This is a genomic window from Streptomyces sp. f51 (assembly GCF_037940415.1).
In the GTDB taxonomy this organism is placed as follows: Bacteria; Actinomycetota; Actinomycetes; order Streptomycetales; family Streptomycetaceae; genus Streptomyces.
The window spans coordinates 7,965,102-7,980,384 of the sequence record NZ_CP149798.1 but is presented as its reverse complement, the minus strand read 5'-3'; the positions used below and the strand labels follow the sequence as shown (position 1 = coordinate 7,980,384).

Genomic DNA, 15,283 nt, shown 5'->3' with positions numbered 1-15,283 from the left:
TCGTGTCTGCCGGGCCCTGCTGTCCCTCTGGGCTACGAGGGAAACCATAGCCAGACGATCTCCCAATGTCTACTCCAGCCACCATAGATTTCTGCGTGGTCGAGGATGAGGTAATCGACCCCGAACAGCGGTGGGGGTTGGGAGTGGATCCGGGCGAGCGGGCCGCAGTCCGGGCACAAGCTCCAGGCAGGCAGGACCGGGCACGGGCGATCCAGAGACCAGGGGGACCTGATGGACACGACGAGCGTCAACGTCGCAGCCTTCCGCTCCGCGACGTCCGTCGCCGGCGCACGGGAGAGCGCCCGGGACTTCCTCGACGGGCTCGTTCCGGCGATCGCGGCCGGGGCCGCCGACACGGTGGTCTTGGTCGTCCCGGGTCCGAGCGATATGCGTGAGCGGCAGAACGAGACGCGATTGGCCGGCCGTCTGTCCCGCCTCGCTCGTTGACCCGGCAAAGTCGCCTTGACCGTCACACCCCGGAGGCACGCATGGCACGTCAAAAGCCCGGCTCACAGGTAAGGATCACCATGGCAGCCTGGTTCCAAGAAGTCGTCGGAGACCCTTGCCAGCCACCCCCCGAGCGGCTCAAAGGCAGACAACTCGCCCTCCTGCACGCGATGGAGAACGGCGGCCCCGAGACGATCCGGGAGCTGATCGAGTCCTGGGGCCTGGTCTGGAAGATCGGCCAGCACGGCGGCCTCACGGTCGACGTACCGGACGACACCGGCTGAGCTTGTCCCATCATCGAGCCGAGTCCACAGGCGCTCTCACTCCTATGCCCCACTGGCGTGGCGGGATCCCTTGTCCGCTGACGACGATGAGCAGCGGCGGCCCGGACCGGCTCCACCCTTTCCGAAGTCCCGGGCCGCCCCTCTATGCCCGATCAGATGCGGAAGCGGGAGCGCCAGCCGCCGGCCTTGGGCGGCGCTCGCTCAGGACAGCTGGGCCGACCTACCTCACTGAACAGCGAAGCTGCCTCGTCACCGAGCACGGCGCCGACCTGGACGCGGCGGCGATGTGGCGGGCGCTGGAGACGGAGATCGGGCCGAGGGACGAGGTGGAGTCCGCCGCGTCGCTGCTGGACGACGGCCGAGCCCTTCCCCCGGCGCCGACCGGCCGACCGGCCCGGCGACGGGGGCCGCGGGATGCCCTGGAGTGGCCGGGACGCGTGAGGCGTCGCAGCCTGGATACGCGGTGTGCACGGACACCCCACCCCGTCCGGAAGACCCTTCTTGCTATGACCAGCGAAAAGCCGCTCGACCCGCACTCGAAGATCACCCTCCGGGTCAACGGCAAACCCCATACCCTGCTCGTCGACCACCGGCGGGTCCTGCTGGACCTGCTCCGCGAGGACCTGAACCTCACCGGGTCCAAGAAGGGCTGCGACCACGGCCAGTGCGGCGCCTGCACCGTCCTGGTGGACGGGCGCCGCGTCAACGGCTGTCTGCTGCTCGCCGTCACCCTCGACGGCAGCGAGGTCACCACCATCGAGGGCTTGGGCGGCGACGGCGAGGAACCGCACCCCCTCCAGCGGGCTTTCCTGGAACGCGACGCCTTCCAGTGCGGCTACTGCACGCCCGGGCAGATCTGCTCCGCCGTGGGCATGATCGCCGAGGCCGCTGCCGGTCACCCGTCCCACGTCACCGACCCGGCGGAGCCCTCCGGCCGGCCCGTGCCGCTGGACGGGACAGAGATCCGCGAGCGGCTCAGCGGCAACCTGTGCCGGTGCGGCGCCTATCCGCGCATCGTCGAGGCGGTGGAGGACGTGATCGGGTGAAAGGCTTCGGATACCTCAGGCCCACCGGCGTCGAGGAGGCCGTCGAGTCCTACGCGGCCCACCCTGGCGCCCACTACCTCGCCGGCGGCACCAACCTTGTCGACCTCATGAAACTCGGCGTGGAGACCCCTGGTGTCCTCATCGACGTCGGCCGGCTGCCGCTGGACTCGGTCGAGGAACTGCCGGACGGCGCGCTGCGCGTAGGCGCCACCGTCCGCAACAGCGATCTCGCCGCCCACCCCCTGGTCCGCGACCGCTACCCGGTGCTGTCCCAGGCGCTCCTCGCGGGCGCCTCCGGACAGCTCCGCAACGCCGCCACGACCGGCGGCAACCTGCTCCAGCGCACCCGCTGCCCCTACTTCCAGGACCTCGACAAACCCTGCAACAAGCGGCAGCCGGGCAGTGGCTGTAGTGCCCGCGACGGCGTGCACCGCGATCACGCCGTGCTGGGCCACTCCCCGCACTGCATCGCCACCCACCCCTCCGACATGGCCGTCGCCCTGGCGGCCCTCGACGCCCGGGTCGAGCTGTACGGCGCCGAGGGCGGGCGCAGCATCCCGGTGGCCGACTTCCACCGGCTGCCCGGGGTCCGTCCGGAGCGGGACACCGAGATCCGCCCCGGTGAGCTGATCACCGGCGTCCTGCTGCCGGCCGCCCGGGCCGGTGTGCCCTGCGCCTACCGCAAGGCCCGCGACCGTGCCTCGTACGCCTTCGCCCTGGCCTCCGTGGCCGTCGTCCTGCGGGTCGCGGACGGCGTCGTGGACCAGGTGGGGCTCGCCTTCGGCGGCCTCGCCCCCCGGCCCTGGCGAGCCCACCACGCGGAGACGGCGCTGCTGGGCGCGGCGGCGACCCCCGAGGCCTTCGAAGGCGCCGTGGCCCTGGAACTGGACCGCGCCGAGCCGCTGCGCGACAACGCCTACAAGGTGCCCCTCGCCCGCAACCTCGCCCTGGACGTCCTGAACCGCCTCGCCCCCGCACCCGCGACGGCCTGACTTCTTCCGGACCCGCCCGACCCCAGGAGAACCGATGGCGAACGACCCACTGGAGCACGGCGGGCCGCTGCCCGGGTCCGGTCTGCCGCACGACGATCCGATGGCCGCCACCGGACCGGCCCTGGACGATCCGCGGGCCGGCGCCGCTCTGCCGCACGACGACCTCCTCACCCGCGCCGCCTCCGCCGCCTCGGGTGAGTCCGGCGAGGGCCGGCAGCCCCCTACCGGCGCCCTGGAGCAGGACCCCCACCCCACCCCACGCACCGGCACCGCCCTCGGGGCGCCCGCCGGGCGGCGGGAAGGGCGGGAGAAGGTCACCGGTAACGCCCGTTACGCCGCCGAGTACCCGGTGCCCGGCCGCGTCCACGCCTGGCCCGTGCCGGCGGCCGTGGCCCGGGGCCGGGTCACCGGCGTGGACACCTCGGCCGCGCTCGCGCTGCCCGGCGTCCTCGCCGTGCTGACCCCCGGCGACGCCCCGCGCCTCGGCGAGACGGACGACGCCACCCTCGCCGTCCTGCAGAACCGCCACGTGCCGCACCGGGGCTGGTGCGTCGCCCTGGCTGTCGCCGAGACCCTGGAGGCGGCCCGCGCGGCCGCCCGGGCCGTCCGCGTCGGCTACGCCACCGAGCACCACGACGTCGTACTGCGCCCCGACCACCCGGACGCCTACGAGCCCGAAGGGGGCAGTCGGCCGGGCCGCCTCGAACACGGCGACCCGTACGGCGCCTTCGCCGCCGCCGACGTCCGCCTGGACACCGAGTACCGGGTGCCGCCCCTGCACAACCACCCCATGGAACCGCACGCGAGCACCGCGCACTGGGACGGCGACCAGCTGACCGTGTACACCTCCAGCCAGGGCAGCACGACCGTCCAGTCCGTGCTCGCCGGTCTCTTCGACCTGCCCGAGGAGCACGTCACCGTGGTGGCCGAGCACGTCGGCGGCGGCTTCGGCTCCAAGGGCACCCCGCGCCCCGACGTCGTCCTCGCCGCCATGGCCGCACGGCACACCGGCCGGCCGGTCACGGTGGCCTACCCCCGCCGGTACATGCCCACCGTCGTCGGCCACCGGGCCCCCACCCTGCACCGGCTACGCCTCGGCGCCACCGCCGACGGACACCTCACCGCGGTGCTGCACGAGGTCACCACGCACACCTCGCACGTCAGGGAATTCGTGGAGCAGGCCGCGGTGCCGTCCCGCGTCATGTACACCGCACAGCACCTGCTCAGCTCCCACCGGGTGGTGCCGCTGGACGTCCCCAGCCCGTCCTGGATGCGCGCCCCCGGCGAGGCCCCCGGCATGTACGCCCTGGAGTCGGCGGTCGACGAACTCGCCGACGCCCTCGGCGTGGACCCCGTCGAGCTGCGGATCCGCAACGAGCCGGAGAGGGAACCCGGCAGCGGCAAGCCGTTCAGCAGCCGGCACCTCACCGAGTGCCTGCGCGAGGGTGCCGGCCGCTTCGGCTGGGACCGGCGCGACCCGCGCCCGCGCTCCCAAACCGAGGGCCCACTGCTCATCGGCACCGGAGTGGCCGCGGCGACCTACCCGGTCGTGATCCGCCCGTCGACCGCCACCGCCCAGGCCCTGCCCGACGGCACCTTCCTCATCAGGGTGAACGCGGCCGACATCGGCACCGGCGCGCGCACCGTCCTCGCCCAGGTCGCCGCCGACGCACTCGGCGCGTCACTGGACCGGGTGCGCACCGAGGTGGGCCGCAGCGACCTGCCCCCGGCGTCGCTGGCCGGCGACTCCTCCGGCACCGCCTCATGGGGCTGGGCCGTGCACGAGGCGTGCGCCGCCCTGGCGACCCGGCTCACCGAGCACCCGGGTCCGCTGCCCGCCGAGGGTCTCCTGGTCCGTTCCGACACCGCCGGCCGGGCGGACGCCGACTCCCCGTACGCCCGGCACGCCTTCGGCGCCCACTTCGCCGAGGTCGCCGTCGACACCGTCACCGGCGAGGTACGGGCCCGCAGGATGCTCGGCGTCTTCGCCGCCGGGCGGATCCTCAACGCCCGCACCGCGCGCTCCCAGTTCGTCGGCGGCATGATCATGGGCCTGGGCATGGCCCTGACCGAGGGCAGCACCATGGACGCCCCGTTCGGCGACTTCACCGAGGCCGACCTCGCCTCCTACCACGTGCCCGCCCACGCCGACGTCCCCGGCATCGAGGCCGACTGGATCGAGGAGGACGACCCGCACCTCAACCCCATGGGCAGCAAGGGCATCGGCGAGATCGGCATCGTCGGAACCGCCGCCGCCCTCGGCAACGCCGTCCACCACGCCACCGGCATCCGGTTCCGCGAACTCCCCCTCACCCCGGACCGCGTCCTCACCGGCCTGCTGGCCGAACGGTGACGACCGCGACGATGGACACCGGAAGGGGAACCGCCCGAGTGCCTGGACTGCTGTGGGAGCACGAGGGCTACGACCTTGCCGAGGAACGCCTGCGGAAGTCTGTGCACCCTGGGCAACGGCTACTTGGGTGCGACTCTTCCTCATTAAGGACCCGCCATCCTGATTTCTGCTGGTCGGCGGGGCTGGTGTGCCGTCTCGGTGGGGTACTCGTGCTGGTCAGGGTGGAGATCGATAGCACGTGATCGTCCGTCAGGGGCGTCTTCTGCGCTTCCCGGGTGCGGGCCTCGGCTGCTGCGTAGCTTCTGCGCGGGAGGGATCTTCATCGTGGACGTGCTGACGTGGACGGTCGAGCGGCGGGCGCGGCTGGCGGAACGCGCCGAGCTGCTGCGCAAGGAACTGGCGGGGATCGAGGCGGAGGTGGCCCGGCTGAAGGCCGCCGAGGTGGTGGCGGTCGCTCCGTAATCCATACCGGGAAACACAGTCTGCCCAGTAACTCCCCGAATCGGCATCCAACGTCGCCAAGACCGCCCGAGCCATCCGCGCACCTGAACGCACCCTCTGAATGCGGGGCGTTGCTGGAAACCTGCACCAACAAGGAACGGGAAGCCGCCCTGTTGCATCTCTACCTTTGAACCACACGGCACCAACTCGATCTGCGAGGTTTTGATGACACATCAGTTCGGTCGCGCTGGGCGCTTATCCACTCTTGTCGCTGCAGGAGTGCTAGCCGCCGGCCTTGTGAGCCTCGGTTCGGCCTCGATCGCCTCAGCGAGTACGCCGCCGTCGACCCCGGCCGCCAAGGCGGTTTCCAGCGGCGTCCTTCAGCAGGCCGACACGGCGAGCTTCTCGTTCAGCGTGAATGGCACCTTCGCCGAGAATCTGCAGGAATTCAACATCTCCGATGGAAACCAACTGCACATAGTGAGGTATCCCGGCGCCCACTCCGGCATCGACTCATGGTTGGCGAGTCAGAATGACCCTCGAGAGCCGAGGCCGTACTCCGTCAGCGTCAATTCGCTCGACTTCGATGGGCGGACCGTCAAGAAATCGACGTTCACATCGCCGGTGATCACGAAGGTGGAAACCAGCGGAAGCACCCAAGTATTCACCATCACATACGACAGGCTGATAATTTCTTAGCCTCGATCTTGCGTGATGGTCCGTCGGCGGAGTCGTCGGGCCATCACGCAATGAGATGTTTCATCCTGATTCTGCAGGTCACGGGGCTGGTGTGGGCCTGCGGTGACGTGCTCGTGCCGGTCAGGGGCGTGATCTTCCGCGGGAGATCGCCTGTCACCTGTGGACTTCGGTATTCGCCAGGACGAGCAGGGCCCGCAGGAGGGTGGTCGCGTGCCGGGCGTTCATGCGGACCTTGGTAAGAAAGCGCCAGGACTTCAGGTTCGCGAAGCCGTGCTCGACGGCGGCGCGTTCGCGGTTGAGCAGGCGGTTCGCTTCCTTCTCGGAGTCGGTGAGGCGGTGGTTGCGGGTGGCCTTGCGGCCGGTGATGATCACCGGGTCGTCGGGGTCGTCGTCCAGGCCGACGAAGCCGAGGTCGGCCAGGGCTGCGAGTCTGGCCTCGCGCAGATGGCCGGTGATCTTGTTGTGGCGGGCGGCGGTGATCTCGCTGGACCGGCCGGGTCTGGCCGCGGAGATCCAGATCAGGTTGCCCTTCTCATCGGTCAGAGCGAGAAACAGCAGGCCATGGGCTTTGTGCTTGCCGGAGAAGTTCTTCCGGTTGTCCGCCCCGGTGCGACGGCGGGTACGGACGAGGGTGCCGTCCAGCAGGACCACGGCTCCGCCGCTGCGGGCGATCTTCCTCAGTGCCCGGTCCAGACGCGGGGCCCGCACAGCCAGGAGCTCGATCGCTTCCTTCACCCAGCGACGCACAGTGGAGGCAGCGACGGCGTTGCCGCCGGCCATGTCGGCAAGGCGCTGGTCGTGGCGGAGTACGGCGAGTACGACGACCGCCTGGGCGCCCGAGGCGAGCTTGCGCCAGCGGGAGCCCAGCGCCTTGCGCCGCTTGCGTATCAGGCCGGCGACGAGATCGATGGTTCGCTTCGACAGCGGGAGGCGAACCTGATAGACAGCTTCCTCAGAGCCCTCGGCGGGGCGGTGGGTCTTCACACACACGCCAACTCCCGCCGGGGGAGCTCCTGTTACGGCCGGAATCGGCCGGTCCGCCGCCGTCCTGGCCGGTCAGCACGGGAGATAACGGCCCGCGCCGGTCCGGGAGATCCAGCCCCGGTCGGCGAGCTTGCGCAGCGGCTCCGGCTCCGGCTCCGGCTCCGGCTCCGGCTCCGGCGATACGATGCCCGACGGCCGCCCACCACCGTCGGTCGCCTCGGCCCACTGCCCGAACACCACCTCGGCGGCCTCCAGCCGGGCCACCTCCGCCTCGATCCCCGCCAGTTCCTTGCGCAGCAGCTCGGCGCGTTCCGCCAGCCGCGCCCGCCGCTCGACCGTCCACGTCAGCACGTCCACGATGAAGATCCCTCCCGCGCAGAAGCTACGCAGCAGCCGAGGCCCGCACCCGGGAAGCGCAGAAGACGCCCCTGACGGACGATCACGTGCTATCGATCTCCACCCTGACCAGCACGAGTACCCCACCGAGACGGCACACCAGCCCCGCCGACCAGCAGAAATCAGGATGGCGGGTCCTCATTGACATCCTCCCCGCTCTAAAAGCTGGGCGTGTCCTCCACCGTGAGAACCAGGACGTCCTTCTCAAGCCTGTGGGACAGCATGGCCCCCTCCCTCCCAGGACTTCGTTCCACCCGCAGGGGCAGGTGCTGACTGCGCTCGGCGCCGGTCGCGGATCGCCTCTTCCAGGGCTATGCGAAGTCCCAGATTGAGTTCCCCGGTGGTCAGCCAGTCGGTGAGCAGTTCGGCGGCGCGGACCGGCGTGAGGCCTGTGCGATCAGAGACCTCGGCCAGGGCCCTTCCAGCCTCGCCGGCGTCGAACCGTCCCAGCGCCATCACCACACCCGTCGCATGCTCAACCACGGCCTGCCGCGCCCCCTCGTGCCGGGGCTGTGCCGCCTGCGGTATCTGCTCATTCTCCGTGCGAGCCGCGGGCTGCTCGCCGTGTCCGTGCGTCAGCATCTGACTCATCAGCGCTCCCTCCTTCACTTCTGGGCCGGCGGTCACCGCGCCAGAGCCCCTCGGCGTACGCGGGCACAGCTGCGGGAGATGATGCGGGAGACGTGCATCTGCGAGATGCCGAGCCTTTCGGCGATACGGCCTTGCGTCATGTCCTCGAAGAAGCGCATGTAGAGGATGGACCGCTCCCGTTCTGGCAGCCGGCGCAACTCCTTGGCGGCCGCCATCCGGTCGACGATGGTGTCGAAGGAAGAGTCGGCGGCGCCCAGGGTGTCGCCGAGGCTGTATCCGTCGTCGCCTGCGCCTACTTCCACATCGAGGGAGAGGGCGCTGAAGCCTTCCATGGCCTCCATCCCGGCGCTCACCTCTTCCTCGGTGAGGCAGGCGTGGGCGGCGATCTCAGCGATCGTCGGCTCGGCCGGGCCGGGCTGCTGGCACAGTTCACGGCGGGCAATCCGGACACAGTTGCGCAATTCCTGGACCCGGCGCGGAACCCGCACGGCCCACATCCGGTCTCTGAAGTGACGCTTCACCTCGCCGGTGATCGTCGGGACGGCGTAGCTCTCGAAGGCGCCGCGAACCGGGTCGAACCCGTCGATGGCCTTGATGAGACCAAGGGCTGCGACCTGGCGCAGGTCCTCGATGGCCTCACCTCGGTCGCGGAAGCGGCCGGCGATCCGATGCGCCATGGGCAGCCAGAGACTGACCAGCTCATCGCGCACGGCATCCCGCTCGGGGCCGTCCTCCAGTTCCGCCAGCCGGATGAACAGAGCGCCGGATTCGGGTGAGTCGTCAAAGCCTCGGTCTGCCGCAACGCCGGTGCGCGGACGGGCTGCAAAGTTCTTGGTGGGCACGCGGGATCCCTCCTGGACGGCGCGTCCGGGCGGTGCGCAAGCACAGCAACGCGGTCCCGGACGAGGGTGATGGGACATGCCGCACAGAGAAGGGCTCCGCAGACCGCAGAGGAAGCCGCGGCCGCGCGGATCAACTCCGCTTGGCTCGCGCCTCCGGTCCGAAGCACACAGGCCGCCTGCCCCGCGTCCACACCCGCAAACAATTCCGGCGCCGGACGCCTGTCCCCCGGCTGCCCAGCACCTCGCGACAACGCGCGGGACCCTGACCGGTCGTCGGCACAGTACCGGCCGCCTGCCAGCCCTCCAGCATGTACAGCCCGGGAGCCTGCTGGCCCACTCAGTCGCCGCCCGCCTCGGCAGCGCCTGGTTCGTCCGCATGGCCCCCTCTCCTGCGGCAGGCACACCCGCAAACGGCAGTTCGTTTCCTCTTCTGAACACGGCAGTTCGGGGTACCCGCCCCGTCATCCAAGCCCGGGCTCCCGCGGCAGCCCGGCCGACAGGAAAGAGCAGGAGGTGATCGCACTCGAGTACACAGCAGCACAGCCCGAACTCGGCCCAGCATTCGAACGGCGTGAGGCTTGACATCCTCCCCGCCCTAAACGTCTCGTCCGCGTCTCCCAGACCTGCGGCGACGCCCCTGCCGCGCTTTCGACGCCTACGACCTCGAACAGTGCGCACGCACGGTGACCTGGGCCGCCGACCGACTCAGGGGGCTGGACGGTGTCGTCGTCTGCGCCGCCTTCGCACCGGCCAAGTCGGTGCGAAGCCGTCGCCGAGTACCTGTTCACCGTCAACGCACTGGCCCCCATGGCGTTTCCGCCAGCCGCCCTGCCCCTCCTCAAACCGCACCTGATGTGTCCGCGACCAGGGCCGTCATGCGGGCCGTGCCGGTGCCCGCTCCCGCATGACCGTGAGCAGGCGCGCGGCTCCCCATAGGGGCCCGTGCTCACGGACCTGGCCGGCCAGGTCGGCAACCCGTGGGCCGGCCGTGACCGACAACGCCTCCAGAGCGGCGCCGATCTCGGCCGGCCCTGCGGCGTTCGGATCGGCGACCACACCCACGCCCGAGCACTCCGCGTCGCGCGCGACGGAGAACTGATCGCTGGAAAAGGGCAGCACCAGGGCCGGAACGCCCGCCCGGACGCACTCCGTGAAGGAGTTGTTGCCGCCGTGGTGGACCATCAGGTCGACGTGTTCGAGCAACGCCTGCTGGGGCACCGACGGCACCACCACGGCCCGCTCCCCGGCCAGGTCCGCGAGTCGGTGGGACCGCCCGCCCGCCGCGACGACGACAGCAGAGTCGTGCAGGTGGTCCAGCACACCGCGCACGACAGTGCGCAGCACGTCGTCCCGAGCGGACAGAAAGGTGCCGAGAGCCACGAGAACAATCCGCCGGCCCTCCCCCCGAAGCACCTCAAGGCGTTTGCGCCACGCCTCGTCCAGCCGCGGGGAAGGCGTCACGGAGTGGCCGGCGAAGAGGGACACCGGGCCCGGCGCCGGACGGGGAAGCCATGGAAACTCCGGATAGGAGTAGAGGACCGCATATGGGGACGTCAGGCCGAACGCCCTGGCGGGGGTCGGCCGGGCCGGGGCGCGCCGATGGACGAATTCGTCGAACAGCACGGTGAACAGCGCGTCGTTCTCCCGCGCGGCGGACAGAAGTTCGGGCAGTTCCGCGGGGTCGGGATACAGCGCCTCGGGCCAGTCGTAGGGCACCCCGAAGTAGGCGTCCGGTCCGGACAGGACGTAGCTGGGGTGCCCGGGGCAGAACGTCGCGTACGGCACTCCCAGGCAGTGCAGCGCGAGGGTCACGGGATAGCTGAGCTGGTCGACCAGGTACCAGTCGGGCCTCAGTCGCGCGTCCAGGGTGGCCAGTTCGTCGAGTACGCCGTCCGGGTCGGCCAGCATGTCGCTTCGCCGGTGACGCGCCTGAGTGACCAAGGTAGGCACCGGGCCCTGGCGTGTCGCCTCGAGGAATTCGACGAGGCGAGCCGCCTCCTCGGCGTCCTGGTGCGTCTCCTCCGCGACACCGGTGTTGGCGTTCCTGGTCACGGTCAGGGGCGCGAAGTGGGCAGCCACCTCCCTGGCCAGCCACTCGAAGGATGGGGTGCAGGCGAACCAGACCTCAGCGCCGTTCTCCCGCAATGCCCGGCAAAGCTCGGCCAGCGGTCGGGCATGCGACAGGAACGGTGGACTGACGACCACGATGCGTGGCATGAAATCCCCTTCGGTCCCCTGCCGCGCCGAGCGGCCCGGGTGCGGAGCACAGCATCGTAACCACGCTCGCGGGATGGAGTCCGTGTGTCGTGAGCCGTCGCCCGAGGGTGCATCCGCTCAGTGGTCGGGCGGTGAAACACCGTGGTCAGCTCTCAGACATCCAGACAAGGATGATCATGTCCACCGTCTCCTCCGCAGACACCGTGGCGCCTGTGGGACCGGCTGGCGTCCTCGAACCCGTCGACGCCGATCCTCTGGTGGCGGCGCGGGGGCGGTTCTTCGCCGGTTCCGCGGGCACCAGCGGGTACCCAAGCATTGACGTACGGGCCTGCGCAGACGGCGAACTGCTGAAGCTGTTGGAAGCTGAGTACGGGCCGTCGTCGTGGCCCGTGACAGCAAGCGGCGAACCGCTACTCGACCGGAACGACGCGGCCGTGGCCTCCTTGCGCAGAGCGTGCAGGCTCGCTGTACCGCTGAGTCCAGAGGCGCTCCTGGCCCACACCCGAGGTGGCCCGCGCCTTGAGGCGGTCGTCGCCGAGATGTGGCCAGGAGCGGTGCAGTGGCACGGCAGAGAACACGCCGAGGCGCTTTTGCGGAACCTGCTGATGACCGCATCGGACACGGCCACTTCAGCGTTCTTCCTGAACCTGGCGGTGGCGGCCGAGCTGCGTCCCCTCACGGCCGCGGAGGCCGCCGAGCTGGCGGACTCGACGAAGGACCGGACGGTACGCCACGCCGCCTGGCGCTATCTGTATCTGCTCCCTGACGGACCCGAACGACTTCCCGGTCCCTCTGCGGCGGAGGACGTCTACGAGCGGCTGCTGATCGTGCCTCCCACCGTGCCCATCGACTGGGACGATGCCCGTCCGGGCAAGCTCATCGCGCAGACCATGCTCTTGGGCCACTTGGACAGACCTGGCGAGGGGCTGAGCGGCGGCCTCTCGGTGTTGCTCGGCGGGCTCGGCGACCGGCTCGCCCTCACAGAAGGAATTGCGGGCGTCGTCACCCTGGTCGCGGCCGGACATGACGATCTCGAACGGGATCCTCGCACGGCCTATGAGCGCGGGCCCGGACATTGGGTGCTGCGGCTTCCCGTCGACGCCGCGGGGCCACCGTCACCATCCGACATCGCCCTTCACCGCTCGGCGCTCGCCTGGTGGGCAGCACGGCTGCTGGGCAACATGACACGACCGCTCGACATTTTGCATGTGCGCTACGCGGACGACGGCAGTCTGGCCATGGCAGAGGCCGCCGCACGGGTCGGTACACGTCTGGTCTTCACTGCCACCCCCGACCCGCACCGGCACCTGGCCGACCGCCATGCCCACCGCGCCCCCCTCCGCGACGCGGAGGCCGCGGAGGAACTCCGCCATGACCTGCACCGCATCTTCGTCGCCGACCGGCTGGTCGACCGCGCGGATGCGGTCGTGGCCATTCCCGGGCAGGGCGGCACCCAGGAGCTCGTACGCCATTTCCCGGTGTTGGCTGGGCTGAACGACGGTGCGGGGCCGTCCGCGATCCCCGAGGGCATTGCCCCCTACCGTCCTGCTCCCGACGAGGGCAAGCAGCGTGAGGCGCTTTTGTCGGCGCTGTTCGCCGGCGGGCATCGGTCGCACGCCCTGGACCCCGCAGAGCGCCACCTGCCGTTGCTGCTCAATGTGGGCCGTCTGCATCCGGTGAAGCAGCAAGACCTTCTGGTCCAGGCTTGGCTGGCCACGGGGGCGTACATGACGACCACCTTGGTGCTGATCGGCGGCGGTCCGCCTCCAGGCACAGCCGCCGAGAACGCCATGCGTGCTCGAATCCGTTCCCTTCTGCTCGGCTACCCGCGAGCGCGGTCCCGCTTCGCGCTCCTTCCAGCGCTGCCCAACGAGAGCGTCCGCCGACTGCAACGAGCCCTTGCGGACCCGGCGAACGGCATACGGGCCTGGTACGTGTGTCCCAGTGTCAAAGAGGAGTTCGGGATCGCCGTCCTGGAGGCGATGGAGGCGGGACTGTCGGCGGCAGGGCCGGGCCGGGGCGGGGTCACGCACTACCTGCGGGACGGTGTGAACGGCATCCTGCTCGACACATCCAGTGCGGCCGGCGTGGCAAAGGGACTGCGCAGAATGGCGGCCCTGCCCGAAAGGGACCGAACGCGTTTCGCCCGAGCGGGGCGCGACGTTGTCACCACCCGCTACTCGATCGATGTGATGGCGAATGCGCTGGCCCGGCAGTACGGCGCGGTGAGGAAGACCGACCAGCCCTGACCGGGGCTCATGCCCACGACACGTGCGTGCGGCGCAGCTGTCTGTGCCACTTCCCCAGGCGGATGAGCGGGGCTCCCCCGCGAGTGCCGTGCCCACCCCCCGCGACCAGGAGCCGGCGCCGCCCGCGACGAGGCCAACAATCCGATGCACAGTCGATGCATGTTGCCTGCTGCATCGATATTTCGGATGGTGGCAGAGCGGGAATCGCCCCGCGCGAACCGATGCGCCAGACACACCAGACGGCACGGCCCTGCGGTCGCCTCCGTCGGAGAAATGGCGTGATCCGCCCTGTTCGAGGAGCCTCGCCATGACCTCACAGCAGATGACAGAGCAGCCCCTTGAGGGTGCTCCGCTCGCGGCTCCCGTTCAGGAGTCTCTTGATGAGGAGGAACTCGCCTCAGCGTTCGCCCGGGGCGACGAGCAGGCCCTTTCCGGGGCTTACCGGCGATGGGGTCGCCTGGTGTACACCCTGGCGTGGCGCTCTCTGGGCGACGCGGGCGAGGCGGAGGACGTCACGCAGGTGGTGTTCCTGGCCGCATGGCGGGGGCGGGCCGGCTTCGCACCCGAACGGGGCGCCCTGGCAGCGTGGATCGTCGGAATCACCCGACGCAAGATCGCCGACGCGTTGCACGCCCGGACACGCCGGACCGACCTGGTGGCGGCAGCGGGTGCCGTCGTATCCACGCAGGACCGTGCCGGTGAGCCCGATGCGGTCCTGGACCGCGTCCTCATACATCACGAGCTGTCGAAGCTCCCGGCGGTTCAGCGGCGCGTGCTCAGCCTCGCCTACTACAACGACCTCACACAGACCCAGATCGCCCAGGTCACCGGCTTGCCGTTGGGAACGGTCAAGAGCCACACCCGTCGCGGGCTGCACGGCCTGAACCGTTGCCTCCAAGAGGTCGGCGAGAACCGCCCCGGTGCGCGACCCCTCCAAGCGGACGGCTGATCGTCAGGCCAGCCCGACGATCTGGTATGCCAAAGCCGTTCCTCCTGGACCATCTTCATCTCTCCGTCAACGCTCACGTGCTGGCCTCAACGGCGCAGCTCGCGCGGAGGGACTGCGGATTGGCCACTTCCCCAATTCCTTGACAGCTACTTCGTAAGAGAAGGGACGGGCGATGAAGCTCCAGGACGAACTTCCCATCGACCACCACCTGGCCACCGTCTACCGGTGGGGCTCCGCGTTCTGCGGGGTGGTCCTGCTCGTCTTCGGCAGCCTCGGCTTCGCCGACGAGCTCAGCCCGTTCGACACGAACGGAAACGTCGCGGGCATGTCGTCCAACGGCGCCCTGAGCCTGATCTCCGTCGCCGTCGGCGCGCTCCTGATCGCCGGCGCCGTCGTCGGAGGCAACATCGCCTCCACACTCAACATGACGGTGGGAACCCTGTTCCTGCTCAGCGGCTTCGTCCACATCTTCATCCTCGACCGGCCCGCCAACATCCTCGGCTTCGGCATGACCAACGTCGTCTTCAGCTTTGTCATGGGGCTGGTGATCCTCACGTTCGGCATGTACGGGCGCGTGTCGAGCAAGCTGCCCCACGACAACCCGTACTGGCAGCGCCGCCACCCGCGCGAGGCCGCCCGGGAATCCCTCGCCCGACGCCGGCAGCCGGCCCCCGCAGAGGCACTGCCGCCGGGCACGGACCGGACCGCCTTGCAGGGAGCGGCCGGGTCTCCCGGCTCGCGGCCCAGCCCCTGAAGGGGGCCTGCCTGGACGGATACATGCGGCGCCGAAGTA

General features: G+C 70.2%; 15 protein-coding genes. 10 read left to right on the top strand and 5 right to left on the bottom strand.

Translation table 11 applies throughout. The annotated features are described in order from the left end of the window. Positions 1-231 precede the first annotated feature (231 nt). The 7 genes from WJM95_RS34805 to WJM95_RS34775 all read left to right on the top strand — a co-directional run bounded on the left by WJM95_RS34805 (position 232) and on the right by WJM95_RS34775 (position 6,262). Positions 232-447, top strand: coding sequence for a hypothetical protein (locus tag WJM95_RS34805; protein ID WP_339135091.1), 216 nt, complete (start codon positions 232-234; stop codon positions 445-447). A gap of 80 nt (positions 448-527) precedes the next feature. Further along, on the top strand, positions 528-731 hold the full coding sequence (locus WJM95_RS34800; protein WP_339135089.1) for a hypothetical protein: 204 nt from the start codon (positions 528-530) through the stop codon (positions 729-731). Between the two features lie 506 nt (positions 732-1,237). Beyond that, on the top strand, positions 1,238-1,777 hold the full coding sequence (locus tag WJM95_RS34795; protein WP_339135087.1) for a 2Fe-2S iron-sulfur cluster-binding protein: 540 nt from the start codon (positions 1,238-1,240) through the stop codon (positions 1,775-1,777). Next, positions 1,774-2,769, top strand: a complete 996-nt coding sequence (locus WJM95_RS34790; protein WP_339135085.1) for a xanthine dehydrogenase family protein subunit M — start codon at positions 1,774-1,776, stop codon at positions 2,767-2,769. Before WJM95_RS34795 ends, WJM95_RS34790 begins: the two co-directional genes overlap by 4 nt. 34 nt (positions 2,770-2,803) lie before the next feature. Next, complete coding sequence (locus tag WJM95_RS34785; RefSeq protein WP_339135083.1) at positions 2,804-5,122, top strand: xanthine dehydrogenase family protein molybdopterin-binding subunit; 2,319 nt, start codon at positions 2,804-2,806, stop codon at positions 5,120-5,122. Positions 5,123-5,446: 324 nt separating this feature from the next. Continuing rightward, positions 5,447-5,584, top strand: coding sequence for a hypothetical protein (locus WJM95_RS34780; protein ID WP_339135081.1), 138 nt, complete (start codon positions 5,447-5,449; stop codon positions 5,582-5,584). A gap of 276 nt (positions 5,585-5,860) precedes the next feature. Next, positions 5,861-6,262: a hypothetical protein gene (locus WJM95_RS34775; protein WP_339135079.1), complete on the top strand. Its 402-nt coding sequence runs from the start codon at positions 5,861-5,863 to the stop codon at positions 6,260-6,262. Between the two features lie 153 nt (positions 6,263-6,415). Here WJM95_RS34775 and WJM95_RS34770 read toward each other — a convergent pair whose 3' ends face one another. The 5 genes from WJM95_RS34770 to WJM95_RS34750 form a co-directional block, all read right to left on the bottom strand. Beyond that, positions 6,416-7,246, bottom strand: a complete 831-nt coding sequence (locus WJM95_RS34770; protein ID WP_339135077.1) for a transposase family protein — start codon at positions 7,244-7,246, stop codon at positions 6,416-6,418. A gap of 72 nt (positions 7,247-7,318) precedes the next feature. Then, positions 7,319-7,603: a hypothetical protein gene (locus WJM95_RS34765; RefSeq protein WP_339135075.1), complete on the bottom strand. Its 285-nt coding sequence runs from the start codon at positions 7,601-7,603 to the stop codon at positions 7,319-7,321. A 243-nt stretch (positions 7,604-7,846) separates the two neighbouring features. After that, positions 7,847-8,233: an ANTAR domain-containing protein gene (locus WJM95_RS34760; protein WP_339135073.1), complete on the bottom strand. Its 387-nt coding sequence runs from the start codon at positions 8,231-8,233 to the stop codon at positions 7,847-7,849. A gap of 32 nt (positions 8,234-8,265) precedes the next feature. After that, positions 8,266-9,075: a SigB/SigF/SigG family RNA polymerase sigma factor gene (locus tag WJM95_RS34755; protein WP_339135071.1), complete on the bottom strand. Its 810-nt coding sequence runs from the start codon at positions 9,073-9,075 to the stop codon at positions 8,266-8,268. A gap of 873 nt (positions 9,076-9,948) precedes the next feature. Beyond that, positions 9,949-11,292, bottom strand: a complete 1,344-nt coding sequence (locus WJM95_RS34750; RefSeq protein ID WP_339135069.1) for a glycosyltransferase — start codon at positions 11,290-11,292, stop codon at positions 9,949-9,951. A gap of 176 nt (positions 11,293-11,468) precedes the next feature. Between WJM95_RS34750 and WJM95_RS34745 the strand changes: the two genes are divergently transcribed. From WJM95_RS34745 to WJM95_RS34735, 3 genes are all read left to right on the top strand, one after another. Beyond that, positions 11,469-13,541, top strand: coding sequence for a glycosyltransferase family 4 protein (locus tag WJM95_RS34745; protein ID WP_339135067.1), 2,073 nt, complete (start codon positions 11,469-11,471; stop codon positions 13,539-13,541). Positions 13,542-13,848: 307 nt separating this feature from the next. Next, the gene (locus WJM95_RS34740) at positions 13,849-14,490 is read left to right on the top strand and encodes a sigma-70 family RNA polymerase sigma factor (RefSeq protein WP_339135065.1); all 642 of its coding nucleotides are present in this window, start codon (positions 13,849-13,851) and stop codon (positions 14,488-14,490) included. Between the two features lie 172 nt (positions 14,491-14,662). Further along, positions 14,663-15,244 (top strand): DUF4383 domain-containing protein, encoded by a 582-nt coding sequence (locus WJM95_RS34735; RefSeq protein WP_339135063.1) that lies wholly within the window; start codon positions 14,663-14,665, stop codon positions 15,242-15,244. The last annotated feature ends 39 nt before the right edge of the window (positions 15,245-15,283 follow it).

What these genes read in the sequence shown, in the direction of transcription:
- WJM95_RS34805 (WP_339135091.1), top strand. Translation starts at nt 232, where the DNA reads ATGGACACGACGAGCGTCAACGTCGCAGCCTTCCGCTCCGCGACGTCC.
- WJM95_RS34800 (WP_339135089.1), top strand. Translation starts at nt 528, where the DNA reads ATGGCAGCCTGGTTCCAAGAAGTCGTCGGAGACCCTTGCCAGCCACCC.
- WJM95_RS34795 (WP_339135087.1), top strand. Translation starts at nt 1,238, where the DNA reads ATGACCAGCGAAAAGCCGCTCGACCCGCACTCGAAGATCACCCTCCGG.
- WJM95_RS34785 (WP_339135083.1), top strand. Translation starts at nt 2,804, where the DNA reads ATGGCGAACGACCCACTGGAGCACGGCGGGCCGCTGCCCGGGTCCGGT.
- WJM95_RS34760 (WP_339135073.1), bottom strand. Translation starts at nt 8,233, where the DNA reads ATGAGTCAGATGCTGACGCACGGACACGGCGAGCAGCCCGCGGCTCGC.
- WJM95_RS34750 (WP_339135069.1), bottom strand. Translation starts at nt 11,292, where the DNA reads ATGCCACGCATCGTGGTCGTCAGTCCACCGTTCCTGTCGCATGCCCGA.
- WJM95_RS34745 (WP_339135067.1), top strand. Translation starts at nt 11,469, where the DNA reads ATGTCCACCGTCTCCTCCGCAGACACCGTGGCGCCTGTGGGACCGGCT.
- WJM95_RS34740 (WP_339135065.1), top strand. Translation starts at nt 13,849, where the DNA reads ATGACCTCACAGCAGATGACAGAGCAGCCCCTTGAGGGTGCTCCGCTC.
- WJM95_RS34735 (WP_339135063.1), top strand. Translation starts at nt 14,663, where the DNA reads ATGAAGCTCCAGGACGAACTTCCCATCGACCACCACCTGGCCACCGTC.